Below are 26047 nucleotides of genomic sequence, written 5' to 3' on the forward strand. Positions count from 1 at the left end.
GGAACCCTTGGCCATTGCCTTAGCCCCTAGTCTCAACTAGGAACCGAAAGGAAAAGTATGGGAGCCCAAATTCGGGTCTACCGCCAGAAGATCGCCTCGACCACGTCGATGCAGAAGATCTTCAAGGCGATGGAGCTGATTGCTGCCTCTCGCATTGGAAAGGCCCGCACCCGCGTTGCCGCGGCGCTGCCTTATTCCAATGCGATCACCCGTGCCGTTTCTGCTGTGGCGTCCCAGTCGGAAATCGATCACCCGCTGACTACCGAGCCGGAGCAGATCCGCCGGGCCGCAGTAGTGATCATGACTTCTGACCGCGGTCTTGCCGGATCGTACTCCGCCGGCGTCCTGAAGCAGAGCGAATCGCTTAACGAATTGCTCCGTGAAGAGGGCAAAGAGGTCAAGACGTACCTGGTGGGACGCAAGGCCCAGGCGTATTACGACTTCCGCGACCGCGCTTACGAACGCGTGTGGACCGGCGGTACTGATGCGCCCGAGTTCGAGACCGCCCGTGAAATCGGCAAGACACTCCTCGATGACTTCAATACGGCCTACGAAGACGGCGGCGTGGACGAAATCCACATCGTGTTCACGCGCTTCAAGTCCATGGTTGTCCAGGAACCTGCGGTAATCCGCCTGCTGCCGCTGGAAGTAGTCGAAGAGGAAGCACCGTCCGAATCGGACATCCTGCCCCTCTACGAATACGAGCCTGAGCCGGAACAGGTCCTTGACGCACTGCTGCCGCGCTACATCGAGTCGCGCATCTTCGCAGCAATGCTCCAGGCCGCCGCTTCCGAGCTCGCAGCCCGCCAGCGCGCCATGAAGTCCGCAGGGGACAACGCCTCCGAACTTATTAAGAAGTACACCCGACTTCGTAATAACGCCCGTCAGGCTGAAATCACCCAGGAACTCTCCGAAATCGTTGCAGGTGCGGACGCGCTCAGCGCTTCCTAGCCCGCCTTCGAAGAGATCCACCAGAAAATACTTAGTCCACACGCCATCTAACTGAGTGAAGTGAGAGAGATGACTGCCCAAACTGCCGAGCACGGAGCAACCTCCGTAGCCCCGGGCGCCACAGGCCGTATCGCCCGTGTCATTGGCCCGGTTGTCGACGTCGAATTCCCGGCTGACGCAATCCCCACCATCTACAACGCACTCACCACCGAGCTGACGCTCAACGGTGAGACCAAGACCATCACGTTCGAGACCTCCCAGCACCTGGGTGACAACCTCGTCCGCGCCATCTCCCTGCAGGCCACCGACGGCCTGGTCCGCGGCGCTGCCGTGGTCGACACCGGTGCTCCGATCTCCGTTCCCGTTGGTGACGGCGTCAAGGGCCACATCTTCAACGTGCTCGGTGAGCCGCTGGACGTTCCGGCCGAACAGCTGGAAATCAACGAGCGCTGGCCGATCCACCGCAAGGCCCCGAACTTCGCGGACCTTGAGGGCTCCACCGAGATGCTCGAGACCGGCATCAAGGTCATCGACCTCCTCACCCCGTACATCAAGGGTGGAAAGATCGGCCTGTTCGGCGGCGCCGGCGTTGGCAAGACCGTTCTGATCCAGGAAATGATCACCCGTGTTGCCCGCAACTTCGGCGGTACCTCGGTGTTCGCCGGTGTTGGCGAGCGTACCCGTGAAGGCAACGACCTCTGGGTTGAAATGGAAGAGGCAGGCGTCCTCAAGGACACCGCCCTTGTATTCGGCCAGATGGATGAGCCGCCGGGAACGCGTCTGCGCGTTGCACTGTCCGGCCTGACCATGGCGGAGTACTTCCGCGATGTTCAGAACCAGGACGTGCTGCTCTTCATCGACAACATCTTCCGCTTCACCCAGGCCGGTTCCGAGGTGTCGACCCTGCTGGGCCGCATGCCTTCCGCCGTGGGCTACCAGCCCAACCTGGCTGACGAGATGGGTCTGCTGCAGGAGCGCATCACCTCGACCAAGGGCCACTCCATCACCTCGATGCAGGCCATCTACGTCCCGGCTGACGACTACACCGACCCGGCTCCGGCCACCACCTTCGCGCACCTGGATGCCACCACGGAACTTTCCCGTGAAATCGCATCCCGTGGCCTGTACCCGGCCGTGGATCCGCTGACTTCAACCTCGCGTATCCTCGACCCGCAGTACGTCGGCCAGGAGCACTACGACACGGCTGTCCGCGTCAAGCAGATCCTCCAGAAGAACAAGGAACTGCAGGACATCATTGCCATCCTCGGCATTGACGAACTGGGCGAAGAAGACAAGATCGTCGTCGCCCGTGCACGCCGTATCCAGCAGTTCCTGTCGCAGAACACCTACACCGCCAAGCAGTTCACCGGCGTCGAAGGCTCGACCGTGTCCGTCAAGGACACCATCGAAGGCTTCAAGGCCATCTGCGACGGCGACGTGGACCACATTGCCGAGCAGGCCTTCTTCAACGTTGGCGGCATGGACGATGTTGAGCGTCAGTGGGCGAAGATCCAAGAGCAGACCGGGAAGTAAGCCCCATGGCTGACACTGCTGAACTCGAAGTCGAGATTGTCGCGGCCGACCACTTTGTGTGGTCCGGTCCGGCAAAGATGGTCAAGGCACGCACTGCCGACGGTGAAATCGGGATCCTTCCCGGCCACGCGCCGGTGCTGGCGATCCTGGCCGAGGGCGAGCTGGCCATCGAACCGGTGTCCGGCAGCCGTATCACCGTTGGCGTCGACGGCGGATTCTTCTCCGTCGACTCCAACCGTGTGGTCATCGTCGCGGACAACGCCCAGCTGAACGACGCAGTCAACGCTGGGACCCGCTGACCCATTCCAATGGACAGTACCTACGTGTTCATTGCGCTGGCGGCCTTCTTCGGGCTGCTGGTACTTGCAACGGCGCTTTTCTGGGTGCGCCGCACACAGCTGCGGCGCACCCTGGGTACCTTCGACGCCTCCATCTGCTTCCCGCCCGGCGGGTGGCGGATGGGGGTTTGTCGTTATACGGACACCCACCTGGAATGGCTCCGACTGTTCTCTCTCAGCCCGCGTCCGCCGTACAGGTTCCTGCGCAGCTCCCTGGAGCTGAAGGGGTGGCGCCAGCCCACTGAGGCTGAGCGCGCCCGTATTCAGCCCGGAGCGCTGGTAGTGACCTTCGAGTACGAGGGACGGGAGCTGCTCATGGCGATGAAATACGACGTCTACACGGGACTGTCTTCCTGGCTGGAAGCCGGACCGGTGATAGGCATCGGCACCTGGCGCTGAGGCCCGGGACTAAGTACGCGCAAAGGCGCAGGGAATCTTCCCTGCGCCTTTGCGCGTATCCGGCGCCTGTCGGGCGGCGGGGGCAGGGGGCACTTAGTATGGAGGAATGGAAGACGTCATTGTTGTCACCGGCCCCTCCACGCTCAACGGCTCGGTGACCGTCCCGGGGGCCAAGAACTCAGTACTCAAGCTCATGGCAGCAACGCTGCTGGCACAGGGACGTTCCACCATTACCAACGTGCCCAACATCCAGGACGTCTGGATTATGTCCGAGCTGCTGCGCCGGCTCGGCTGCACCGTGGATTACGACGCCGACGCCGCCGAGGTGCGGATCGACGTCCCGGCGGTCCCCGGACACCAGGCGGACTACGACCTGGTTCGTGCCATGCGGGCCTCGATTTCTGTGCTCGGCCCCCTGGTGGCCCGCTGCCGCCGTGCCGAGGTAGCGCTTCCCGGAGGAGACGCGATCGGCTCCCGCGGACTGGACATGCACCGCTCCGGGCTGGAAGCCATGGGCACTTCCATCTCCATTGACCACGGCTACCTGATCGCCTCGGTTCCCGAGGGACTGCACGGCGCCCGCCACGTCCTGGACTTCCCCTCGGTCGGCGCCACCGAGAACATCATGATGGCCGCCACCCTGGCGCGGGGAACAACCGTCATCGACAACGCTGCCCGGGAGCCGGAGATTACCGACATCGCCGAAATGCTGTGTTCGATGGGGGCGCAGATCAGCGGCATCGGCACCAACACGCTGGTGATCGAGGGAGTGGAGTCGCTTTCGCCGGTGACCCACCGCGTTGTCCCGGACCGCATCGTCGCCGGAACCTGGGCCTTCGCCGCGGCCATTACCGGCGGCAGCATTGAAGTGCGCAATGCTGATCCCCGGGCCCTCACGGTGGTTTTGGACAAACTTGCCCAGGCCGGCTGCGCGGTAGAGACCAGCCAGGACGGGTTTACCGTGAAGGGGCCGTCGCGTCCGGAGCCGATCAACGTTTCAACCCTGCCTTATCCGGGATTTCCCACGGACCTGCAGCCCTTCGTGGTGGCGCTGAACGCCGTCTCCACCGGATCGGGAATGGTGACGGAGAACGTCTTCGAAGCCCGCTGGGGGTTCACCTCGGAACTGGCGCGGCTGGGGGCAGTGGTCCGCCTGGATGGACACCATGCCCTGATCCAGGGCGTTTCCCGGCTCTCCGGTGCCCCGGTGGAAGCGAACGACATCCGGGCCGGTGCCGCTCTGGTCATAGCCGGGCTTGCCGCTGAAGGAACCACGGAGGTGCGGGGAGTGGACCACATCGACCGCGGCTACGAACGGTTCATGGAGTCCCTGCGGGGTCTCGGGGCCAACGTGCTGCGCCGCCGCAGCTGACAGCCGCGGCAAACGGACCGGGACGCAGAAAAGCGGGGACCAAATGGTCCCCGCTTTTGCTGGTGCTTAGAACTAGAGGGCGGTTACGCCGGTGGCCTGGGGGCCCTTGGCGCCCTGGCCGATCTCGAATTCAACGCGCTGGTTCTCATCCAGGGTCTTGAACCCGTTGGACTGGATTTCCGAGTAGTGGACGAAAACGTCACCGTCGGAATCATCCGGGGTAATGAAGCCAAAACCCTTTTCCGCGTTAAACCATTTGACGGTTCCCTGTGCCATTTGCCTATCTCCTTTATTGCTGGAACTGTACCGGCACACCTCGTGCCTGTGGTTGTTACCGAAGCGGGAAGTCCAGGTTCCCTGCCTGCCGGCAGTTCCTACAGGAGCTTCACGCTCGCAACCGTCTTGCGAGCATGAAAAACACCTACACAAAGACTGGTTATAGCGTTACATACCACTAAAGAGCCGTCAACGGATTCGAAGAAAAACTTCGCAGATTTTTTGGCCGTTGTTTTGCAGGCTTTAACGGCCGACTTACGGGTCAGTTAAACGCTTAGAACAGGCGTGACTCGACGTCGTCCACGCCGCGCATTTCGTCATAGTCCAGGGTGAGGCAATCAATGCCGCGGTCCGTAGCCAGGACCCTCGCCTGGGGTTTGATCTGCTGGGCGGCAAAGACGCCGCGCACCGGAGCCAGCAGGGGATCCCGGTTCAGCAGTTCCAGGTACCGGGTGAGCTGTTCGACGCCGTCAATATCGCCGCGGCGCTTGAGTTCCACAGCCACGGTGCCGCCGTCGGCGTCGCGGGCCAGGATATCCACCGGGCCGATCGCGGTCATGTACTCCCGGCGGATGAGCGTGTAGCCCTCACCCAGCTTGGTGATCTGCTCCGCCAGCAGGCGCTGCAGGTCTGCTTCGACTCCGTCCTTGATGAGGCCCGGATCGGTGCCCAGGTCGTGGGCCACGTCGGAGAGGTGCTCGTAGACGCTGATGACCAGCTTGTCATCGGTCTTGGCGCTCTGGACGTTCCACACCTCGATGACGCCTGCCTCGGCGTCGTCCTCGCCGGGCTCGGTGATCCGCAGCGTGGCCGGCGGGCTCATCCAGTTGAGCGGTTTGTAGGAGCCGCCGTCGGAATGGATCAGGACGGAACCGTCCGCCTTCACCATGAGCAGACGGGTAGCGAGGGGCAAATGGGCACGGAGGCGGCCGACGTAGTCAACGGAGCAGCGGGCTATCACTAAACGCACAGTTGCACTTTACCGGTTCGCCTGCGGCAAGATGGTTTTATGCCCCGCTCCAACCGTCCCCGCCGGCAGCTGCCGGCTTCCAGCACCGCAGCCGGCCGCAACGCGCGCCGGAAGTGGGCTGCCCCGGTTCCGGAGATTGACCTGGAGCGTTCGCGGGCAGGGCTCCCGCAGCGCGAATCAGCCTCCGACGGGGAATGGTCGGTACGCCGAATCACCGCACGGAATGCGGCCAAGGACTACCGCTGTCCGGGCTGCGGCCAGGTTATTCCGCCGGGGATTGAACACCTGGTGGTCTGGCAGGAGGATTCCCTCTTTGGCCGCCAGACTGCGGTGGAAGACCGCCGGCACTGGCATGCACGCTGCTGGCGGACCCGTCCCGGCTCCGGGCCGCGCCGTTAGCAAAGCCGGCAGCCTGGCCGGGCTAGAGACGGTCCTGCCGGGCGATTACGACTTCCTTCATGAGCAGCAGCACGGCAGCGGCGGTGGGAATGGCGATCAGTGCGCCCAGCACGCCCAGCAGGGTTCCGCCGGCGATCACGGCAATGACCGCCACCGCGCCGGGCACCGCCACGGCCCGCTGCATCACGCGCGGCGAGACGAAGTACGCCTCGAACTGCAGGTACGCCATGTACAGGATCGCGAAGACAACGGCAGTCTGCCAGCTTGAGGTCAGGGCGACCAGGGAGACGAGCACCAGCGCGATTGGCGGCCCGACCAGCGGAATGAACGCGAGGAGCGCGACGACGAAGGCCAGCAGGATCGAGAACGGCACGCCCGTGATGGTCATGATGATGAACGCATACAGGGCGTCCAGCAGGGCGACGAAGCCCTGGCCGATTACGTAGTTTCCAACGCTGCCGGTGATTTCCTCGGACAGGGCCTCCACGCGCCTGCGCCGGCTGCGGGGTGCCAGCCGGTAGGCCCACTTCTTCATTGAGGGCAGTGAGGCCAGGAAGTAGAGGGTGAGCACCAGGATGATCAGCGCACCGAAGAGCCCGTTGGCAATTACTGTTCCCACACTCAGCACGCCGCCGAAGATGCCGCCCACGGCATCCGCATTGGAGAAGAATTTCTGCACTTCCTCGTCAATGCGTTCGCGGACCTTGAACTGCTCTTCGATGGTGACGAAGAAATCAGAAGACAGGAACCGGTCCACGTAACCGGGGGTGTTGTTGACGATCTCGGTGGTCTGGCTGACGATCGTCGGGATCAGGGTGGCGAAAAAGCCGGCCACGGCCCCGGCGAGCACCAGCACGGTGATGGCGATGCCCGCCGGCCGGGGAACGCCGCGCGCGCTGAGCCATCGCACCACCGGGTCAAGACCCAGGGCGATGAACAGTGCCGCACCGATCCAGACAAGCAGTTCGCCGACGTTGGTGATGATGAAGAACAGCAGCAGGGCGAAACCGACTCCGACGGTGAACATAAAGCCGAAGCGGATGGGGTGCTTGTCCGGTCCGCCGCCCGCGGTGAGCGGCGGCGGGGAGCCGCCGAAGCGCCGTCGTTCGTCAGAGAGCCTGGCCTCCGGGTCCACCTCGGGTTCGGGGAGCACCTCGGGGACCTCATCCTCCGGAGGGAAGTCAAAGCGGGGCCGCGGACGGGCACCCGGAACACGGGAAACCAGCCGGCGCAGCCGTTCTCCGCCGGATGCCAGGAGGCTGCGGCGGGGCGCCGCGTCGCTGCCCGGTGCCGGGAGTGGCTCATCGACGGGAACATCCCTGTCTTCACTCATCGGCCTGTGCTCTCCCTCGGTGCCATAGTGCTGCGCGGGTGTTCCGTGCCGCGCCAGATTATCAGTCGAACACCTGCCATGGGCGCAGGCCCGCTGCATGCCGCTGCGGAAGGCGGCAATGCCCAAATGTGCTCTTCGGGGCCCTTTCGTTACCATAGGGTTATAAAGCAACCGCCAACCACGATGACCATAGGGGCATCAGTCCCGTTCCCGCTGCCTACAGGCGCGCGGAGGACCGTGACCAACGATAGGTAAGCTGTGCGAAACAAAATTGCAGTTCCGCTGATAGTGCTCGGAATCCTGATGATGCTCGTCGGGATTGGCCAGCGCACTCTCTGGGCTCCGCCCCAGACCGTAACGGCCCAGGCCCCGCAGGGCAGCGAGGCCGCGCCCGTGGCCGTGCTCGAGGCTGACCTGCTGTCCTCCCGTCCCGAAGGCGCCGAAATCACGGTCCGTTCCGGTGACGGGGTCTTCCTGGCCGTGGGGCGTTCAGCCGACGTCGACGCCTGGGCCGAGGGAGCAGCCGTGACCCGGATCGGCGCGGGTGAACAGGATCCACTCAGTGCTGAAACCGGTGAGGGCGAAGCCAGCGTCCCCAGCCCCGCCGGTTCCGATCTGTGGGTCAGCGAAGAAGCTGCAGACTCAGAGCTGTCCTACACCTGGACTGAGCCTGCCCCGGGGGACTGGTCGATCCTGATCGCCTCTGACGGAACGGCGCCCGCGCCGACCGACATCACCATCAGCTGGCCGAACGACGAAGGTACTCCGCTGGCGGTCCCGCTCATCATTGCCGGAGCGCTGGCAGCCGTACTTGGCCTCGCCCTTGCGTTCCTTGCCCGCGGCCGGAAGTCGACGCCGCCGCCTCCGGGAAGCCGGCGCGCAGTCCGTGAATCCGACACGGCTGCCCAGCGCATCGTCGCCCGCCGGGGCGCCAGCCCGGAGCAGCCGCAGTCGTCGTCTTCCACGGCAAAGCGCACGGCTGCCGGTTTCACCGCGGCTGCCCTTGCCGGCGGCCTGGCCCTGAGCCTGGTCCCCGGGGCTGCGACCGCAGCGGAAAGCAGTGCCCCCGAGGAGAACTACCCGGTTGTCCTGGACGGCCAGCTTTCCCGGATTCTCAGCTCCGTGGCCGGAACGGTCCAGAAGGCCGACGCCGCGAAGGACGCTTCGCTGCTGCCCGCGCGCACCACGTCCACAGCCCTGGCCCTGCGCGAGGCGAACTACGCGGCCGCGGCCAAGGTGCCGGATACGAAGGCACCCGCTGCCGTAGCCGCGTCGCCGCTGCTGACCGACCTCGTTTCCACATCCACCGCGTTCCCGCGCACGGTCGTTGCCGTGACGCAGGGCGAGGACAACACCGTTCCCCAGGCACTGGTGCTGGTTCAGGCCTCCGCACGGGAGAACTACAAGCTTGTCTCCGCTATCCAGATGCTGCCGGGCACAACGTTCCCGCAGCCTCCGGCTGAGGGCAGCGGCGTGGAAGGAGCAGATCCCGGTTCCGCCGACGGCCTGGCCATGGCCCCGCAGGCGGCAGTCGATGCCCTTGCGGACGCACTGACCAACCCGGACGGCGGCAACAAGGAGACGTTTGCCCCGAACAGCTTTGCCGAGGCCGTGACGACGTTCCAGGCCGAGGTGACCGCCAACCCGGCCAATGAGTTCGCCACCATCACGTTCAAGCATTCTCCGGTTGCCTCGGATACCCGGGCGCTGCGGACCGGGGACGGCGGAGCGATTGTGTTCGGCTACATGTCCCACTCCTACTCCAGCGTTCCGCGTGAAGCCGGTGACTCGATCAACCTCGAGGGCACCATCTACGAGACGCTGACCGGCGAGAAGAACACCGAATCCGGAATCGACGTGGAATACGGCGAAGCCGTGATGATCTACGTTCCGCCCGCCGGTGGCTCCGGGCAGGTGGAAGTCATTGGCGCAGCGCAGCAGCTGCTCTCCGCCACCCTGAAGTAACCGGTGACCGGCAACAGCGGCGCCGCAGCATGCCTGCGGCGCCGCTGTGCTGTCCGCGGACACTTGCCCGCGGGCATACCAGCCGTATTAGGGTTGAAGCCATGAGCACACCGAACCACCGCCCTGCGCCCGCGCCGTCCATGAACCTCCGGGGAGCGGTGGACCTCTCCGCACTCAAGAACCGCGCCAGCGCTCCGCCGCCCGCACCGGCAGGCGGGCAGGGCGAAGGTGCTTCGTCCTACGTGGTGGAGGTCTCCGAGCAGACCTTCCCGCAGGTTGTGCAGCTTTCGGCAACCGTGCCCGTGATCGTGAACCTGTACTCGCCGCGGAGTCCGGAGTCGGCCGAAGTCACCGCTGTGCTGGAGGAAGAAGCGGCAGGACGGCAGGGACGGCTGCTGCTGGCCAACGTCGACGTCGATGCGCATCCCCAGATCGCACAGGCTTTCCAGGCCGTAGCGGTGCCCACCGTTGCTGCCGTGATCAAGGGCCAGCCGGTACCGCTGCTGGACCGTCCGGTTCCCGCGGAGCAGATTCGTGCCCTCATTACCGAGCTCATGCAGGTAGCGGAGGCGAACGGCGTCAACGGGTCCCTCGGCGAAGCCGGTGCTGCACCGCAGGAGGAAGCACCCCTGCCGCCCCTGCACCAGGAAGCCTATGACGCCATCGTGGCGGGCGATTACGACGGCGCTGCGGCTGCCTACCGGAAGGCCCTCGCGGAACAGCCCGCAGACGCTGAAGCCAAGGCCGGCCTGGCACAGGTCGAACTGATGCAGCGGTTGAAAGACGCTGACGCCGAAGCTCTGCGCACCGCTGCAGCCGGCAACCCGGACGACGTCGACGCCCAGCTTGCGGTGGCAGACCTGGATATTTCCGGCGGCCACGTGGAAGACGCCTTCAACCGGCTTATCAGGCTGATCTCCCGGACCGCCGGGGACGACCGTGAACGCGTGCGCCTGCGCCTGCTGGACCTCTTCGAGATCGCCGGCACCTCCGACCCGCGCGTGACCAAGGCGCGCTCCGCCCTGGCCCGGGCACTGTTCTAGGGATTTCTCCTCCCACCGGCGGGGCCGGCGAGGGCGTCTTATTACGGATTTCGTCCGCAAGACGGAGGCCGGGCAGGGCCCCGGTTGCTAGATTTTCAGTATGAGCCAAACACCTGATCCAGCCGCCGTGCCCGGCGGGGAACCGCAGAACGCTCCGGCAGCGCCCGCCCTGGCCATCCGGGGCCTGGCCAAGCGGTTCGGCCCCAAAATCGCCGTCAACGGCATCAACCTCGATGTGCCGGCGGGATCGTTCTACGGACTGGTCGGTCCCAACGGGGCCGGCAAGACCACGGCACTATCCATGGCGACCGGACTGATGCGCCCGGACTACGGCCAGGTCTGGGTCCACGGCGTGGACGTCTGGGCGAAGCCGCTGGAAGCCAAGCGTCTGATGGGCGTGCTCCCGGACGGCGTTCGGCTGTTTGACCGGCTGACCGGCGAACAGCTGGTCACGTACGCCGGCCTGCTGCGCGGAATGGACCGCGCGACGGTCGCGGAGCGGACGGCGGACCTGCTGAAGGCGCTGGACCTGGCGTCCGACGCCGGCACCCTGGTGGTGGATTACTCCGCAGGCATGACCAAGAAGATCGCCCTGGCCTCGGCCCTGATCCATGCCCCCCGGCTGCTGGTCCTGGACGAGCCCTTCGAAGCGGTGGATCCGGTCTCGGCAGCCAACATCCGCGAGATCCTCGCGGGCTACGTGTCCTCGGGCGGCACCGTGATCGTGTCCAGCCACGTGATGGACCTGGTGCAGCGCATGTGCGACCACGTTGCGGTCGTAGCAGCTGGAAACGTCCTTGCCGCCGGCACCGTGGACGAGGTCCGCGGCGGCGTCAGCCTCGAAGAGAAGTTCGTTGAACTTGTGGGCGGGCGCACCACTTCGGAGGGACTCTCATGGTTGCGCACCTCCTAAGGCTCAAACTGATCCTGCTGCGCAACTCCCTGAAGCGCAGCCCCTGGCAGATTGTTGGAATAGCCTTCGGAGCCCTCTACGGACTGGGCATTCTGGGCCTGATGCTGGCCGGTCTGTTCTTCCTGACCTTCAACGATCCTGAACTGGCCCGCACCGTGGTGGTTCTTGGCGGGTCCGCTGCGGTACTGGGCTGGGCGATTGTTCCCGTGGTAGCCACGGGCGTGGACATGACCCTCGATCCGGCACGCTTCGTGACCTTTGCGATTCCCATGCGCCAGATGATCCTGGGCCTGGCACTGGGCTCACTCATCGGCATTCCGGGAATCATCACCCTGGCCTCGGCGCTCATCCAGGCCGCTGCCTGGTGGCAGCACCCGATGGCGGTACTGGCCGGGATTCCTGCCGCCGCCGTTGCGGTGCTGACCTGCGTGGTGCTGGCCAGGCTCGGGGTGGCGGCCACTACCTCGCTTGCCTCCAGCCGCCGCTTCAAGGACGTCTCGGGAATCGTGCTCATCATCCCGCTTATGTTCATTGGTCCACTGATCGGGTTCGTCGCCACCACGGCCGCCGTTTCGGGAGATGTCCTGGGCCGGCTCGCCGGGATCCTTGCCTGGACGCCGCTGGGCAGCGCCTGGGCAGTGCCGGGCGACATCGCCCTGGGCAGCGCGGGCACCGGGCTGCTGCGCCTGCTCCTTTCCATCCTTTTCCTGGCGCTGATCACCTGGGCGTGGCAGGCACTGCTTGCCCGTGCCCTGGTCACCCCGGCGCACAACGCCACGGCAAGCCGCGGCGCCGGCAAGCTGGGGTTCTTTGCCCGCTTCCCGGCAACCCCCACCGGTGCCGTAGCCGCACGCGCCCTCACGTACTGGGTCCGCGACCCGCGCTACAGCGTCTCGCTGATCATCGTCCCCGTGCTCGCCGTCGTGCTCATCTTTGCGGTGCAGACGGGGGAGGGTCTTCCTCCCGTTGTCCTCGGCATCGGACCGCTGGTGGCGTTCCTGCTCGCCTTCGGCATCTCGGCGGACATCTCCTATGACAACACTGCCTTCGCACTGCACCTTTCAACCGGCGTGCCGGGAACAGCAGACCGGGCCGGCCGTGCCCTTGCGTGCGCGGTCTTCGCCCTGCCGGCAACGCTGATCGCCGCTGTGGTGCCGCCGCTGGTCATTGGCATGCCGCATGCCATCCCCGCCCTCCTGGGTCTTTCCCTGGGCCTGCTGCTCTCCGGCCTGGGACTGTCAAGCGTGTTCTCGGCCCGGTATACCTACAACGTGCCTCTTCCCGGGGAAAATGCCTTCAAGACCCCGCCGGGATCCACGGGCCGCACCATGCTGGTCCAGTTCATCTGGCTCGCGGTGCAGTTCGTGATCGCCCTGCCTCTGCTGGTCCCTGCCGCCCTTTATGCCTTCGGGCTGGGGGAAGTATGGGGCTGGGTGACCCTGGTACTGGGCGTAGTCTACGGTTCCGCGGCCCTCGTTGCCGGCATCCGGATCGGCGGGCGGTGGCTGGACAGGCGCGGTCCGGAGGTCCTGCTGGCCGTGACGGTCAACAAGTAGCAGTGCGGGCTCCGGGTACTAAGATGGGGGCATGACTCTGCCTCCTGATCCCTTCGAATCCGACCCCATGCGCCGGGCCGACAGCGGTTCTTCCACTGCTGTCATCGAGCGCGAAGAGCAGCGGGAACTTGTTGAACCCGGTGACGCCGAGCGCTTCTCGCACTACGTGCGCAAGGAAAAGATCATGGAATCCGCACTCTCGGGTGAACCCGTGATTGCCCTGTGCGGCAAGGTCTGGACTCCGGGCCGGGATCCGAAGAAGTTCCCGGTCTGCCCCACGTGCAAGGAGATCTACGAAGGGCTCCGCCCGGGCAAGGACGACGGCGGGAAGAAGTAGCGCCCGCTCGCTCCCGTAGCCCTTCGTCGCCGTCGCACCCTGGCACGGCAGTAAGTCCTGATGCCTTTATGAGTGAGCCCCTGCCCGCGGACCGGCCCGAGGGAGCAATGTCCGCTGCCTTTCGGCCGCTGACCCTCGGCGTCGTCGCCATTGTCACCTGCGTGGCCTTTGAAGCGATGGCTGTCACGACGGCGATGCCGGTCATCGGGGACGACCTGGGGGCCGGTGCAGGATACGGACTGGCTTTCTCCATGTTCCTCACCGCGTCGCTGCTGGGATCGGTGCTTGCCGGGTCCCGGTGCGATGCCGAGGGTCCGCGCCGTTCCCTGATCACAGGCATGGCCCTCCTGGTAGCCGGCCTGGTGCTTTCAGCCGCAGCGGGGGAGTTCTGGCTGGTGACCGCCGGCCGGGCGGTTTCCGGGCTTGGCAGCGGTGCGATGGTCGTGGCGCTGTACGTGATTATCGGTCAGGTGTACCCCTCCAGGCTCCAGCCTGTCGTTTTCGGCTGGGTGGCCACTGCGTGGATCCTGCCGTCCATGGTGGGACCGCTCGCAGCCGGCCTGCTGGCGCAGTACGTGAGCTGGCGCTGGGTCTTCGCCATCGCCATTCCGATTGTGGCGGTGGCCGCCGCACTTGTCTGGCCGCGGGTCCGGCACCTGGGGGCGCCGGAGAACCCGGAGCTCGACCCGGCCCTGGGCCGGCGCCGGGCCATATGGGGGATTTTCCTGGCCGGCGGCGTCTTCGCCGCCCAGTGGGCAGGCAACGAAGCTGCTGCCTCCGGATCAGCTGCCCTGGGCCTGCTCGCCGCAGCCGGTGTCCTGGCCGCCGTGGCCGCACTGGCGGTGCTGCTGCCGAGGGGCGCGCTGTGGCTGCGCCGGGGGCTGCCCTCGGTAGTGGCGACACGCGGACTGATCAACGCGGCGTTCGTGTCCGCGGAGGCCTTCATGCCCGTGCTGCTGCTGGCCGTCTACGGGGTGAGCCCGGCCACGGCCGGAATTGCCCTGACCGCCGGCGCGGTAGGCTGGGCCATTGGATCCTTCCTGCAGGCACGGGTCCCGGGCACACGCCGGCACCTGCTATTGGCCGGCGGTTCCGGACTGCTGACGCTCTCGATTGGCGGCACCGGCCTGCTGGCGGGCGCACAGGCGCCGTTCTGGCTCCTGGTGGCCGTCTGGTCACTGGCCGGAGTGGCCATGGGAGCGGCGCTGTCCAGCACCTCGGTGCTGGTACTTGATGCATCATCGGCGGCGGACCGGGGACAGAACTCCGCGTCGCTTCAGCTCTCGGACCAGGTGGGCGCCGTCGCCGGCACCACGGTTGGGGGCGTACTGCTGGCCGTGCTGGTGCAGCAGGAACCTGTGGGCCCGGAATCCGGGTATGCCCTGATGTGGCTGCTCCTGGCGGTCTTCGCCGTGATTGGAACAGTGGCGGGCATCCGCAGTGCAAATGTTAGACCAAGTACCGGAAAGGTGCATTCCCAAGCGTGAGTCCCGATACCCTGTTCGGCAGCGGACCGGCGCTGCCCCCTGCCTACCCTGAGCGGGCGGCCTGGGGAACAGCCCCGAAGCTGCGCCAGTGGCAGGCCGAAGCCCTGGAAAAATACTTTGCCAAGAATGACAGCGACTTCCTCGCTGTTGCGACGCCCGGGGCCGGCAAGACCACCTTCGCCCTGCGCGTGGCCACCGAGCTGGTGGACCGGGGAATCGTCAACCGGATTACCGTCGTCGCGCCTACCGACCACCTGAAGCGGCAGTGGGCTGACGCCGCCGCACGCGTCGGACTGGCGCTGGACCCCAACTTCAAGAACGCCGACGGCCGTCACGGCCACGGCTTCATCGGCGTTGCCGTTACGTACGCGCAGGTTGCCAGCAAACCGATGCTGCACCGTGCCAAGACGGAGGCGGCACGCACCCTGGTGATCCTGGACGAAATCCACCACGGCGGTGACGCCCTGTCCTGGGGTGACGGCATCCGCGAAGCCTTCGAACCGGCTGCCAAGCGCCTGGCCCTGACCGGAACGCCGTTCCGCTCCGACACCGCCCCGATCCCGTTCGTGGAGTACATCGAGGACGGGGCGGGTATCCGGCGCTCCAAGGCCGACTACACCTACGGCTACGGCCAGGCGCTGAAGGACCACGTGGTCCGTCCGGTGATGTTCATGGCCTATTCGGGGCAGATGCGCTGGCGCAACAGTGCCGGTGAGGAAATGGCCGCCTCCCTCGGTGAAGCGGCCGTCACCAAGGACATCACGGCGCACGCCTGGCGCACGGCGCTGAACCCGGCAGGGGAGTGGATCCCGGCTGTCCTCGCCGCTGCGGACCGGCGGCTGAGCGAGGTGCGGCGCACAGTGCCCGACGCCGGCGGCCTGGTGATTGCCACCGACCACGAGGACGCGCGGGCCTACGCCGGGCAGCTGAAGAAGATCACGGGGGAGTCACCCACCGTGATCCTCTCTGACGACGCGAAGGCCTCGGAGAAGATCGACGAGTTCTCCGCGGGCACCCAGCGCTGGATGGTGGCCGTGCGCATGGTCTCCGAAGGCGTTGACGTGCCGCGCCTCGCCGTCGGCGTTTATGCCACCTCCACGGCGACACCCTTGTTCTTCGCCCAGGCCGTGGGACGCTTTGTGCGTGCCCGCAAGCGCGGCGAAACGGCGTCCGTGTTCCTGCCCTCAGTGCCGCACCTGATGATCCTGGCCAATGAAATGGAAGTGGAGCGGGACCACGCCCTGGACCGCCCGGAGAACCACGCGGAGGAAGAGGGCTTTGGCCTTGACGACTCCCTGATGGAGGCGGCGAACCGGGAAGAGAAAGCCTCCGGCGAGCTGCAGAAGCAGAAGTTCGAGGCACTCGAATCCCAGGCGTCCTTCGACCGGGTGCTCTTCGACGGCGGCGAGTTCGGCACCGGCGGCGAGCTGGGCAGCGAGGATGAGCTGGACTTCCTTGGCATCCCCGGCCTGCTGGACCCTGACCAGGTGACCATGCTGCTGCGCCAGCGGCAGCAGGAGCAGCTTTCCCGGCGGGGCCGGAAAAAACCGGAGGAAGCGGTACCGGAGCAGCTGCCGTCAGTTGCCGACCACCGGCACCTCACCGAGCTGCGCGCGCAGCTGGCCAAGAACGTGTCCGCCTGGTCGGCGCGCTCCGGGATGCCGCACGGCGTGGTCCATTCCGAGCTGCGCCGGATCTGCGGCGGACCGGCCGTGGCCCAGGCCAACGAAGAACAGCTCGAGAAGCGGCTGGCCAAGCTGCAGGACTGGTTCATCGGCCGCAAGTAGCGCCCTCTCCACCGAGATGACAGAAACTGCCCGTATCGGAGCCGATACGGGCAGTTTCTGTCTCGAGGGGATTAGAGGTCCAGGAGCTCGACGCCGGCGTCCTCCAGCTCGTCCAGGGCGGCACGCACGTCTACCCGGTCCAGGCCGCGGCAGAGGTCCGGGATGACGGCCGTGTTGTAGCCGGCTGCGACCGCGTCCAGGGCCGTGGCCTTGACGCAGTATTCAGTGGCCAGTCCAACAATCACCACTTCATCGATGCCGTTGTCCCGCAGCCAGTCGTCCAGGCTGACGGCGTCCTCATCCGGCGCCGGTTCGGCATCGGGATCACCCAGGGGTACCTCGACGTCCGGAGCCAGGAGGCCCTCAAAGCCGGAGTACGCGGCCTCGTACTGGCCCTTGCGGAAGTAGGCGTCAATGAACTCCGTGTCCAGGTCCGGATTCAGCGCTGCGCCGTGGGTGCCTGCCACGCAGTGCACCGGCCAGGAGTCACGGAAGTTCGGGTTGTCGGAGAAATGGCTGCCCGGTTCAATGTGCCAGTCCTGGGTGGCGACGACGGCCGTGTAGCGGTCCCGGGACGTTTCGATGTAGTCGCTGATTTCCGCCGCAGCATCGTTTCCGCCGGGCACGGCCAGGGAGCCGCCCTCGGAGAAGTCGTTCTGGACGTCAACCACAATCAGTGCACGGGTCATCGGGTTTCCTCCTCGAATTCGGTTGGGATCACGGGCTCTCCGCGCTGCAGGCGGTAGGCCGCCGCCGGCAGTTCAAGCAGCGAAGCTTCATGGCGGGCCCGCGCGCGGTCAACCGCGCCGGGGCCGGTCCAGCCGGGCTGCACCACGCCGTCGGAGACGAACGTTTCAAGCAGCTCCCGGTCATTGCCGTCATGCTGCGGGCGGGCGCCGACGCCCACCACTTCGGCGACGGCGCGGCCGCGCTCGTTAATCCGGCGCATGGCGTACTTGTGTCCGCCCAGGGAAGCCTTGTTCTTGGCAGCCTTGGCCACTGACACAAAGTTACCGTCGTTGCCTTCCCGGCTGACCAGCTTATAGACCAGGCCGGCGGTGGGAGCGCCGGAGCCGGTTACCAGCGAGGTGCCGACACCGTACGCATCCACCGGTGCTGATCCCAGCGCAGCGATCGCATATTCGTCCAGGTCCGAGGTGACCATGATCCGGGTGGAAGTGTTGCCAAGATCGTCCAGCAGCTCCCGGACCCACTGCGCCTGGGCTACCAGGTCGCCGGAGTCCAGCCGCACGCCGCCCAGTTTCTGGCCGGCGACGGCGACGGCGTTGCGGACGCCCTGCTCGACGTCGTACGTATCCACGAGCAGGGAGGTGTTCACCCCCAGCGACGCGGTCTGCGCCGTGAAGGCGTCCACCTCTGAATCGTGGAGCAGGGTGAAGGAGTGCGCGGCGGTTCCCACGGTCTTGATGCCGTAGCGCAGCCCGGCCTCCAGGTTGGAGGTGCTGTCGAACCCGGCGATGACGGCTGCGCGGGCCGCGGCGACTGCGGCTTCCTCATGGGTGCGCCGTGATCCCATTTCGATGCACGGGCGTCCGCCGGCGGCACTGGTCATCCTCGAGGCAGCGGAGGCGATGGCGCTGTCATGGTTCAGCACCGAGAGGATCAGCGTCTCCAGGATGCAGGCTTCGCCGAAGCTTGCTTCGACCTGCAGGATCGGTGACCCGGGGAAATACACGTCGCCTTCGGCGTAGCCGGTGATGGTGCCGGTGAAGCGGAAGTCAGCGAGCCAGGCCAGCGTGCGGTCGTCCACGACGCCGTTGGCGGCCAGGAAGTTCAGCTGCTGTTCTCCGAAACGGAAGTTCTCGAGCGCTTCGAGCAGGCGGCCGGTGCCGGCGACGATGCCGTAGCGCCTGCCGTCGGGAAGCTTGCGGGCGAAGGCCTCGAACACTGAACGGCGGTCGGCCGTACCGGAGTGCAGGGCGGCCTGCAGCATCGTCAGTTCGTAGTGGTCGGTGTACAGGGCAGCATTTGGCTGCTGCCACGCGGTGGTAGCGTTCACACCCAAAACTCTAACCCGCCGTCCCCGGCAGGCGCCGCACCCGCATGACGCGGACCGCAGGCAGCGCGCGCCAAACTACAATTGGCAGCATGAGCGTAGCCACCCTCCCGGACACGGGGACCCAGACCGACTCACTGACTGCGGAGGAGACCGCCACCGACGTTCCCTGGGTCGTGATCGTCTGGAATGATCCGGTGAACCTGATGAGCTACGTCAGCTACGTCTTCCAAAGCTACTTCGGCTACTCGGAGGCCAAGGCCAACCAGCTGATGCTGCAGGTCCATAACGACGGCAAATCCGTGGTGGCCACCGGACCGCGTGAAGAGGCCGAACGGCACACACTGGCCATGCACTCCTACGGACTCTGGGCAACGTTCCAGAAAGCCGACCAGGCCTAACCGGCCCCACACCACGAAAGGTCCTTCTTGGCTACCGGATTCAAGCTCACCCGCAAAGGCATCACCGCCCAGCTCGAGCCGGGCGAGCGCTCCCTGCTGCGCGGGCTGTTTGCCGACATCATCACCATGCTGGAACCGGAAACCCCGGCCTCGGAAGACCCGCTGGCCGCGATGGTGGGCCTGGATACCAGCGCTGAAGCGCCGGATGATCCCGCGCTGCTGCGGCTGCTGCCGAATGCGGTGGAAGACAACGACGCCGATGCCCTTGAATTCCGCCGGCTCACTGAACGCTCGCTGCGCGAAGCAAAAACCGGAGCCCTTCGGGCAGCGTCGCTGGCGCTCGAATCGAGCCCGCTGCACCTGGACCACGAGCAGGCACGCCTCTTCGCCCAGGCACTGAACGACGTGCGGCTGGTCCTGGGTTCCAGGCTGGGGCTCGAGACCGATGCGGACGCCGAAGCCCTGCATGACATCACAGAACCAGGTGATGCTCACGACGTCGACCAATATCTTGCCCTGGTCTACAACTTCGTCACCTGGCTGCAGGAGACCCTGATGAAGGCCCTGCTGGACGGCCTTCCGCGCCGCTGATCCGGCATCCGCCGCACGGTTCCTGTGACCAAGACCACTGGCTGGTGAGTGCACCCTGTCCGGCCCGGGGACTATTGTCGATACATCATGAGCTCTGACCATCCGGGTACTTCGCCGCTGAAGGACGACCTGCCGAAGACCACTGACGCGCCGATCGGCATTTTCGATTCGGGAGTCGGTGGCCTCACTGTTGCCCGCGCCGTGATCGACCAGCTGCCGAATGAATCGATCCTCTACGTCGGAGACACCGCCCACGGGCCCTATGGTCCGCTGCCGATCGCTGACGTGCGGGCCTACGCCCTGGGCGTCATGGACGAACTGGTCGATGCCGGGGTGAAGCTGCTGGTTATCGCCTGCAACTCCGCCTCCGCCGCCGTGCTGCGGGACGCCAGGGAGAGGTACACCGGGCGCTACGGCATTCCGGTCATCGAAGTCATCCAGCCTGCCGTCCGCAGGGCCGTTGCTGCAACGCGCTCCGGCCGCATCGGCGTCATCGGCACGGCCGCCACTGTCAGCTCCCGTGCGTATGACGACACCTTTGCCGCCGCCCCGCACCTCAGTGTCTCCTCTGTGGCCTGTCCCGCGTTCGTCGAGTATGTGGAGGCCGGCGTCACTGCCGGCAAAGACGTGCTTGAAGCGGCCGAAGGCTACCTCACTCCGCTGAAGGAACGGGGAGTGGACACCCTGGTGCTTGGCTGCACGCATTACCCGCTCCTGACCGGGGTGATCTCCTACGTCATGGGCGAGGATGTCACGCTCGTTTCAAGCGCCGAGGAAACCGCCAAGGACGTATACAAGGCACTGCTCACCCATGGACTGGCGCGGACCGCAGACACACCGCCGAGCCACCGCTTCGTGGCTACCGGAGACGCTGCCTCCTTTGAACTGCTGGCACGCCGCTTCCTCGGCCCGGAGGTGCTCCGCGTAGAGCACGCCGACTCCGTGGCCGCACGCTATCCCACCGGTGTCCTGGCCAGGATCACGCCCGAAATGATTGCCGCCGCACGTGCCCAGGCCGGTTTGCCGGCTACGGACGCTGCCCTGGGGAACGGTGCCCGATGAAACTGACGATCGTAGGCTGCTCAGGCTCCTTCCCGGGCCCGGCCTCGCCTGCCTCCTGCTACCTGGTCACCGCCAACGACGGCGAACGCGACTGGCGGATCCTGCTGGACCTTGGCAATGGCTCGCTGGGCACCCTGCAGCGCTACATGGACATCAAGGACATTGATGCCGTGCTGATCACCCACCTGCACCCTGACCACTTCATGGATCTGTGCGGACTGCACGTGGCAGTCCACTGGGATCCCTACGGCTGGGGACGGGACAGGGTCAAGGTCTACGGACCCGCAGCGACCGCCGACCGGATCGCCGTTGCCTACGGCCTGGATCCGCAGCCGGGCATGCATGAGGATTTCGAGTTCATGCAGTGGAAGGCGGGGGAACCGGTGCAGATCGGTCCGTTCACCGTCACCCCGCACCCGGTTGCCCACCCCGCCGAGGAGGCCTACGCGCTGCGCGTGGAGGCGACGGAGCCGGCCGGGGACGGCACCGAACGGGTGCGGACACTGGCCTACTCGGGTGACACGGACTCATGCCCGGGCCTGGTGGACGCTGCCCGGGACACTGACGTCTTCCTCTGCGAAGCGGCTTTCCACGAAGGCCGCGACGACGCCATCACCGGTGTGCACCTGACCGGCAAGCGTGCCGGCGCGGCAGCCACCGAGGCCGGGGCCCGCCGCCTGCTGCTCACCCACCTTCCGGTGTGGAACGACGCGAACACAGCCGTTGCCGAAGCCCGGGAGACCTATTCCGGCGGCCTGGCTGTCGCCGTCGCCGGTGTCTCCTACGACGTCGGCACGGACTTCGCGCCGCCGCTGGCCGTGAACGGCAGCGAAGCGCTGGAGCACCCGGCCTCCGGACGGCCGGTACACGGCCGATAGACTGGCCGCATGACTACAGTTCCGAATTCTTCGCCTGCCCTGCGCGCCGACGGCCGCACCCCCGACCAGCTCCGCACCATCAGCATCACCCGCGGCTGGTCCAGCCAGGCCGAAGGATCGGCGCTGATTGAGTTCGGCAACACCCGGGTGCTGTGCACCGCCTCCCTGACCCCCGGCGTGCCGCGCTGGCTCAAGGGCGAAGGCAAGGGCTGGGTCACCGCCGAATACGCCATGCTTCCCCGGGCCACGAACACCCGAAACGACCGCGAATCGGTCAAGGGAAAGATCGGCGGGCGCACGCACGAGATCTCCCGCCTGATCGGGCGCTCGCTGCGGTCCGTGATCGACACCCGCGCGCTTGGCGAAAACACCGTGGTCCTGGACTGTGATGTCCTGCAGGCCGACGGCGGCACCCGCACGGCAGCCATCACCGGAGCCTACGTGGCGCTGGCCGACGCACTGGCCTGGGCCAAGGAGAACAAGCTGGTAGCCCGGAATGCGGAGCCCCTTCTGGACACCGTCGCAGCTGTCAGCGTGGGCATCATTGACGGCGTCCCGATGCTGGACCTGCCCTACGTGGAAGACGTCCGGGCGGAAACCGACATGAACGTGGTGGTTACCGGCAGCGGCAAGTTCGTCGAGGTCCAGGGAACCGCCGAAGGCGCACCCTTTGACCGCGCCGAGCTGGACGCCCTGCTGGACCTGGCCCTGCTGGGCACCTCCCAGCTGGCGGACATCCAGCGGCAGACCCTGGCCGCTTCATGAGCGGGCCCGAGCCCCGGCTGGTGCTGGCTACCCGCAACGCCGGAAAACTCAATGAACTGCGCGACCTGCTGCGCGGCCGGATAGAAGGGCTCGACGTCGACACCCAGGTGATCGACGCCGAGACAGCCGGAGTGCCCGACGTTCCGGAAACCGGGGTCACCTTCGAGGAGAACTCGCTGCTCAAGGCCCGCGCAGTCGCCGAAGCTTCCGGGCTTCCGGCAATCGCGGACGACTCCGGCCTTGCGGTGGACGTCCTGGGCGGAGCGCCCGGGATCTTCTCCGCCCGGTGGTCCGGTGTCCACGGCAACGACCAGGCAAACCTGGACCTGCTGCTGGCACAGCTGTCAGACATTGGGCCGGAGCACCGCGGCGCGGCCTTCATCTGCGCGGCGGCACTCGCAGTGCCCGGCGGAGAGGACGTCGTGGAGCGCGGCGAGCTGCGCGGCACCCTGCTCGCCGAACCCCGCGGCACCGGGGGCTTCGGCTATGACCCGATCCTGCAGCCGAACGGTGACACCCGCAGCTGTGCCGAACTTTCCCGCCCCGAGAAGAATGCCATCAGCCACCGCGGGCAGGCCTTCCGCGCCCTGCTGCCCGCCATCATCCGCGTGCTGGCGGCACCGCAGGCCGCCCGCGGCGAGTGATTTAGGACACCGGACGGCGCCGCGGATCGTTGCGGCGCCGCTCCGGGGCAGGCCGGTTCGTTCATGCCGGACGGGGGAGTAGGGCACAATTGGTTGCGATATGAGTATCCTGATCAGCGCCGCAGTTGACCCCGCCAGTTCCGAATCGGCCCTGGGAGGAGTAGCCCAGTGGGCCGTGGACATCATGGAGGCCATCGGCGCTCCGGGTGCCGGCCTGGCGATCGCGCTTGAGAACCTCTTTCCGCCGCTGCCGAGCGAAGTCATCCTTCCGCTGGCCGGATTTGCTGCCAGCCAGGGAAACTTTTCCATTGTCGAGGCACTGATCTGGACCACCCTGGGTTCCGTCGTCGGCGCCTGGGCGCTCTACCTGCTGGGTGCCTGGCTGGGCCGGGACCGTATGCGGGCCATCGTCGAGAAGGTGCCGCTGGTAGATATCGAGGACGTGGACAAGGTTGAAGCCTGGTTCATGAAGCACGGGTACAAGGCCGTGTTCTTCGGCCGGATGATTCCCATCTTCAGGTCGCTGATCTCAATCCCCGCCGGCATCGAGAAGATGCCCCTGCTCAAATTCCTCGGACTCACCACCGCCGGAAGCCTGATCTGGAACAGCATCTTTGTGTTCTCCGGCTACTTCCTGGGCGAAAGCTGGCACATTGTCGAGGAATACGCCGGGATCTTCCAGAAGATCGTGATTGCCGCGGTCCTTATTGCCGCTGTCTGGTACATCACCGCAAAGATCCGTGCCTACCGTCGGAGAAAGGCCCAGCGCGCGGCCGAAGAGTCCTGACGTGGGAGTGGATTTCACCTCCATCGATTTTGAGACAGCCAACGGTTTCCGCGGCTCGCCCTGCTCGGTTGGGCTGAGCAAGGTCCGCGGAGGGCGGATCGTGGAAGAGGCATCCTGGCTGATGCGCCCGCCGGAAGGACACGACTTTTTCGACCGGCGCAACATCCGCATCCACGGCATCGAAGCGGTGCAGGTGGCAGGCAAACCGCGCTTTGGTGAACTCTTTCCCGAAATCGGAGCGTTCATCGGCGAAGACCTCCTGGTGGCCCACAACGCCGCCTTCGATCTGGGCGTCATCCGGTCCGCCCTGGAAGTGTCAGGCCTGCCAGGTCCGGCTTATGACTATGCCTGCACAGTCATCCTTTCCCGCCGGACCTACACCCTTCCGTCGCATTCGCTGCCGTTCGTGGCCGAGGCAGCGGGCGTGCCGCTGGAAAACCACCACGACGCCACAGCCGATGCGCGGGCGTGCGCCGGGATCCTCATTGACATTGTGGCCCGGTCCGGCGCCGGCAGCCTGCCGGAGTACTTCGCGCTCCAGGGCCTGCGCCCCAACCATGCCCCGGCCTACCGGCCAGGGATCGACCCGCTGTCCAAAGCCACGCGGGATGCCCTGGAACGCGGAACCGGAACGGCGGCTAATGCGGGGTCATCCTTCAGCGGCTGGCCGTCGGAAGGCATCAACCCGCCGCCTAATCCTGCTGCCCGTCCCGGGCATCCGCTCTATGGGCAGACTGTTGTTTTCACCGGAAACCTCGGCATGCCGCGCCAGAGTGCCAAGGAACGCGCAGCGGATCTGGGTGCACGGACCGCCAGCAACGTCACCCGGGCCACCACGGTCCTGGTGGTAGGCGACGGTTTTGAAGCAGGGGACCTGCGCAATGGCCGGGTCACCGGCAAGGCCCGCCGGGTGCTTGAGCTGCACGACCGCGGCCAGAAAATCGAAGTGCTTTCCGAAGCGGAGTTCCTGCAGATGATCGGCGGCAGCTGGCCGGCCGGCAGCCAGTAGGCCCCGCCTGCGGTCAGCGCTGCTGGCCGACCGTAACGCCGATAAGCGCGTCAGCCATCTGCTCCACGGTTTCCCGCGCATCAATGGCCTGGACCCATTCGTCCGGCAGCGCCGGGAGTCCGTACAGGACGCCTACGATGTTTCCGGCTACCGAGGCAGTGGAGTCGCTGTCGCCGTCGTGGTTCACCGCCAGCGTTATGGCACGGCGGAAGTGTTCCTGCGGCGTGCCGGCGTCCGCTGACGCCAAAGCGGCATAGAGGCCGATGGCCAGGGCTTCCTCTGCAGTCCAGCCCTCGCCGAGGACCTGCTTCATGCGTTCTGCAGACGGTTCCCTGCTGCCTGCACGGTCTTCCGCGGCCAGGGCGAGGGCAGCTTCCAGGCGTTCGGCGAGTTCGGGCACGCCGGACGCACCGGCGCGTTGCACTGCGGCGGAGGCAGCGCCGGCCAGGGTGGATCCGGCGGGGAGCAGGTCATGGATCAGGGCGCTGAACACTGCGGCGCTGTGCAGGGCGGAGGGATGGCCGTGCGTCAGGGCCGCGCCGTCGGCGCTGAACTTGTAGACAGTGTCAGACGCCACGTAGGGGAGCAGCCCAAAGGGGGCTGAGCGCATCACCGTGCCGCAGCCTTTTGAATCGGCATTCACCGGCCGGGCCCTGGTGCCCATTTCCCCGGTCATCAGCCCCGAGATGCATGCATTGCCGGGAGCCCGGCGGTGATGGAGCACCTCCTGGCCGTCGATCCACCGGGCCGGCTGGTCCGGGGCATTGGCAGGGAGCGCCTCACCCTGGGTCTTAAGCCAGCGGAGGTAGGCAAGCCAGAGACACGCGGTTTCGTCGGCGCCCACCCCGTCGTTGGCCCACTGCAGCACCTCCACGAACCCGTCCACCGTATACAGGGTCATCTGGGTATCATCCGAAACCGGTGCGGGGCTCTGAAGCTGCTGAAAGTCCGTGAGGCCGCCGGCACCGAACCGGGAACGGATCCCGTCCAGGGAATCGAACTCAACTGCGTAGCCGAGCGCATCGCCCAGGGCCCCGCCGAGCAGGCAGGCGCGGACCTTGGAGCGGAAAAGTTCAGGATCGACCTGCGGCAGGGAAGCGGAATTGTTCACCTCTCCAGCATAGGTGTCCCGCCGGCCGGACTTCCCTGCGTGCAGCGAGTGTATGCTCAGTGCGCACCCAGCAGCCTCACAGGAACCGGTGGAAGGCTGGGGTGTTTGCGCGGCCGCCCGGCA

Annotated in this window: 27 protein-coding genes; 21 read left to right on the plus strand and 6 right to left on the minus strand. The window is 66.2% G+C overall.

What is annotated here, in order from left to right:
- Nucleotides 1-57 precede the first annotated feature (57 nt).
- The 5 genes from NGB94_RS08970 to murA all read left to right on the plus strand — a co-directional run bounded on the left by NGB94_RS08970 (nucleotide 58) and on the right by murA (nucleotide 4593).
- Entirely contained in the window at nucleotides 58-951 is an 894-nt protein-coding gene (locus tag NGB94_RS08970; RefSeq protein ID WP_091603472.1) for a F0F1 ATP synthase subunit gamma, read from the plus strand.
- Between the two features lie 69 nt (nucleotides 952-1020).
- The gene (gene atpD, locus NGB94_RS08975; protein ID WP_091603475.1) at nucleotides 1021-2484 is read left to right on the plus strand and encodes a F0F1 ATP synthase subunit beta; all 1464 of its coding nucleotides are present in this window, start codon (nucleotides 1021-1023) and stop codon (nucleotides 2482-2484) included.
- A gap of 5 nt (nucleotides 2485-2489) precedes the next feature.
- On the plus strand, nucleotides 2490-2783 hold the full coding sequence (locus tag NGB94_RS08980) for a F0F1 ATP synthase subunit epsilon (protein ID WP_325790275.1): 294 nt from the start codon (nucleotides 2490-2492) through the stop codon (nucleotides 2781-2783).
- A 9-nt stretch (nucleotides 2784-2792) separates the two neighbouring features.
- On the plus strand, nucleotides 2793-3221 hold the full coding sequence (locus NGB94_RS08985) for a DUF2550 domain-containing protein (RefSeq protein WP_152227002.1): 429 nt from the start codon (nucleotides 2793-2795) through the stop codon (nucleotides 3219-3221).
- A 106-nt stretch (nucleotides 3222-3327) separates the two neighbouring features.
- Nucleotides 3328-4593, plus strand: a complete 1266-nt coding sequence (murA, locus tag NGB94_RS08990; protein WP_325790277.1) for a UDP-N-acetylglucosamine 1-carboxyvinyltransferase — start codon at nucleotides 3328-3330, stop codon at nucleotides 4591-4593.
- A 72-nt stretch (nucleotides 4594-4665) separates the two neighbouring features.
- Here the strand turns inward: murA and NGB94_RS08995 are convergent, their stop codons facing one another.
- Both NGB94_RS08995 and nucS read right to left on the minus strand, forming a co-directional pair.
- Nucleotides 4666-4869 carry a cold-shock protein gene (locus NGB94_RS08995; protein WP_325790278.1) on the minus strand — a complete coding sequence of 68 codons (204 nt, stop codon included), beginning with the start codon at nucleotides 4867-4869 and terminating at the stop codon, nucleotides 4666-4668.
- A gap of 274 nt (nucleotides 4870-5143) precedes the next feature.
- On the minus strand, nucleotides 5144-5839 hold the full coding sequence (nucS, locus tag NGB94_RS09000) for an endonuclease NucS (protein ID WP_325790279.1): 696 nt from the start codon (nucleotides 5837-5839) through the stop codon (nucleotides 5144-5146).
- Nucleotides 5840-5878: 39 nt separating this feature from the next.
- Here nucS and NGB94_RS09005 point away from each other — a divergent pair, with 39 nt between their 5' ends.
- On the plus strand, nucleotides 5879-6238 hold the full coding sequence (locus tag NGB94_RS09005; RefSeq protein WP_325790280.1) for a hypothetical protein: 360 nt from the start codon (nucleotides 5879-5881) through the stop codon (nucleotides 6236-6238).
- Nucleotides 6239-6260: 22 nt separating this feature from the next.
- Here NGB94_RS09005 and NGB94_RS09010 read toward each other — a convergent pair whose 3' ends face one another.
- The gene (locus NGB94_RS09010) at nucleotides 6261-7571 is read right to left on the minus strand and encodes an AI-2E family transporter (RefSeq protein ID WP_325790281.1); all 1311 of its coding nucleotides are present in this window, start codon (nucleotides 7569-7571) and stop codon (nucleotides 6261-6263) included.
- A gap of 258 nt (nucleotides 7572-7829) precedes the next feature.
- On the opposite strand from NGB94_RS09010, the gene NGB94_RS09015 reads away from it, so the two are divergent.
- The 7 genes from NGB94_RS09015 (at nucleotide 7830) to NGB94_RS09045 (ending at nucleotide 16659) form a co-directional block, all read left to right on the plus strand.
- On the plus strand, nucleotides 7830-9536 hold the full coding sequence (locus NGB94_RS09015; protein ID WP_325790282.1) for a hypothetical protein: 1707 nt from the start codon (nucleotides 7830-7832) through the stop codon (nucleotides 9534-9536).
- Nucleotides 9537-9637: 101 nt separating this feature from the next.
- Nucleotides 9638-10579 (plus strand): tetratricopeptide repeat protein, encoded by a 942-nt coding sequence (locus NGB94_RS09020; RefSeq protein ID WP_325790283.1) that lies wholly within the window; start codon nucleotides 9638-9640, stop codon nucleotides 10577-10579.
- 100 nt (nucleotides 10580-10679) lie between these two features.
- Nucleotides 10680-11492, plus strand: coding sequence for an ABC transporter ATP-binding protein (locus tag NGB94_RS09025; protein ID WP_325790284.1), 813 nt, complete (start codon nucleotides 10680-10682; stop codon nucleotides 11490-11492).
- Nucleotides 11474-13048, plus strand: coding sequence for a transporter (locus NGB94_RS09030; RefSeq protein WP_325790285.1), 1575 nt, complete (start codon nucleotides 11474-11476; stop codon nucleotides 13046-13048). The genes NGB94_RS09025 and NGB94_RS09030 overlap by 19 nt, the downstream gene beginning before the upstream one ends.
- 31 nt (nucleotides 13049-13079) lie before the next feature.
- The gene (locus NGB94_RS09035; protein ID WP_227894659.1) at nucleotides 13080-13385 is read left to right on the plus strand and encodes a DUF3039 domain-containing protein; all 306 of its coding nucleotides are present in this window, start codon (nucleotides 13080-13082) and stop codon (nucleotides 13383-13385) included.
- Between the two features lie 68 nt (nucleotides 13386-13453).
- Nucleotides 13454-14872, plus strand: coding sequence for an MFS transporter (locus NGB94_RS09040; RefSeq protein WP_325790286.1), 1419 nt, complete (start codon nucleotides 13454-13456; stop codon nucleotides 14870-14872).
- Nucleotides 14869-16659, plus strand: coding sequence for a DEAD/DEAH box helicase (locus NGB94_RS09045; RefSeq protein ID WP_325790287.1), 1791 nt, complete (start codon nucleotides 14869-14871; stop codon nucleotides 16657-16659). The genes NGB94_RS09040 and NGB94_RS09045 overlap by 4 nt, the downstream gene beginning before the upstream one ends.
- A gap of 71 nt (nucleotides 16660-16730) precedes the next feature.
- Here NGB94_RS09045 and NGB94_RS09050 read toward each other — a convergent pair whose 3' ends face one another.
- Entirely contained in the window at nucleotides 16731-17348 is a 618-nt protein-coding gene (locus NGB94_RS09050) for a nicotinamidase (RefSeq protein WP_325790288.1), read from the minus strand.
- Nucleotides 17345-18679 carry a nicotinate phosphoribosyltransferase gene (locus tag NGB94_RS09055; protein ID WP_325790289.1) on the minus strand — a complete coding sequence of 445 codons (1335 nt, stop codon included), beginning with the start codon at nucleotides 18677-18679 and terminating at the stop codon, nucleotides 17345-17347. Before NGB94_RS09055 ends, NGB94_RS09050 begins: the two co-directional genes overlap by 4 nt.
- 89 nt (nucleotides 18680-18768) lie before the next feature.
- Between NGB94_RS09055 and clpS the strand changes: the two genes are divergently transcribed.
- From clpS to NGB94_RS09095, 8 genes are all read left to right on the plus strand, one after another.
- Nucleotides 18769-19077, plus strand: coding sequence for an ATP-dependent Clp protease adapter ClpS (gene clpS, locus NGB94_RS09060; protein ID WP_325790291.1), 309 nt, complete (start codon nucleotides 18769-18771; stop codon nucleotides 19075-19077).
- A 27-nt stretch (nucleotides 19078-19104) separates the two neighbouring features.
- Nucleotides 19105-19668: a DUF2017 domain-containing protein gene (locus tag NGB94_RS09065; RefSeq protein WP_325790292.1), complete on the plus strand. Its 564-nt coding sequence runs from the start codon at nucleotides 19105-19107 to the stop codon at nucleotides 19666-19668.
- 87 nt (nucleotides 19669-19755) lie between these two features.
- On the plus strand, nucleotides 19756-20730 hold the full coding sequence (gene murI / locus NGB94_RS09070; protein WP_325790293.1) for a glutamate racemase: 975 nt from the start codon (nucleotides 19756-19758) through the stop codon (nucleotides 20728-20730).
- Nucleotides 20727-21608, plus strand: coding sequence for an MBL fold metallo-hydrolase (locus NGB94_RS09075; RefSeq protein WP_325790294.1), 882 nt, complete (start codon nucleotides 20727-20729; stop codon nucleotides 21606-21608). Before murI ends, NGB94_RS09075 begins: the two co-directional genes overlap by 4 nt.
- A 9-nt stretch (nucleotides 21609-21617) precedes the next feature.
- Nucleotides 21618-22373 (plus strand): ribonuclease PH, encoded by a 756-nt coding sequence (rph, locus tag NGB94_RS09080; protein WP_325790295.1) that lies wholly within the window; start codon nucleotides 21618-21620, stop codon nucleotides 22371-22373.
- Nucleotides 22370-23017, plus strand: a complete 648-nt coding sequence (gene rdgB / locus NGB94_RS09085; protein ID WP_325790296.1) for an RdgB/HAM1 family non-canonical purine NTP pyrophosphatase — start codon at nucleotides 22370-22372, stop codon at nucleotides 23015-23017. The genes rph and rdgB overlap by 4 nt, the downstream gene beginning before the upstream one ends.
- Before the next feature lie 100 nt (nucleotides 23018-23117).
- Complete coding sequence (locus NGB94_RS09090) at nucleotides 23118-23804, plus strand: DedA family protein (RefSeq protein WP_325790297.1); 687 nt, start codon at nucleotides 23118-23120, stop codon at nucleotides 23802-23804.
- A 1-nt stretch (nucleotide 23805) separates the two neighbouring features.
- On the plus strand, nucleotides 23806-24813 hold the full coding sequence (locus NGB94_RS09095; RefSeq protein ID WP_325790298.1) for an exonuclease domain-containing protein: 1008 nt from the start codon (nucleotides 23806-23808) through the stop codon (nucleotides 24811-24813).
- 13 nt (nucleotides 24814-24826) lie between these two features.
- Here the strand turns inward: NGB94_RS09095 and NGB94_RS09100 are convergent, their stop codons facing one another.
- Nucleotides 24827-25924 (minus strand): ADP-ribosylglycohydrolase family protein, encoded by a 1098-nt coding sequence (locus tag NGB94_RS09100; protein ID WP_325790299.1) that lies wholly within the window; start codon nucleotides 25922-25924, stop codon nucleotides 24827-24829.
- Nucleotides 25925-26047: the final 123 nt, after the last annotated feature.

Source organism: Arthrobacter koreensis, assembly GCF_035792275.1.
GTDB classification, from domain to species: Bacteria; Actinomycetota; Actinomycetes; order Actinomycetales; family Micrococcaceae; genus Arthrobacter_B; species Arthrobacter_B koreensis_A.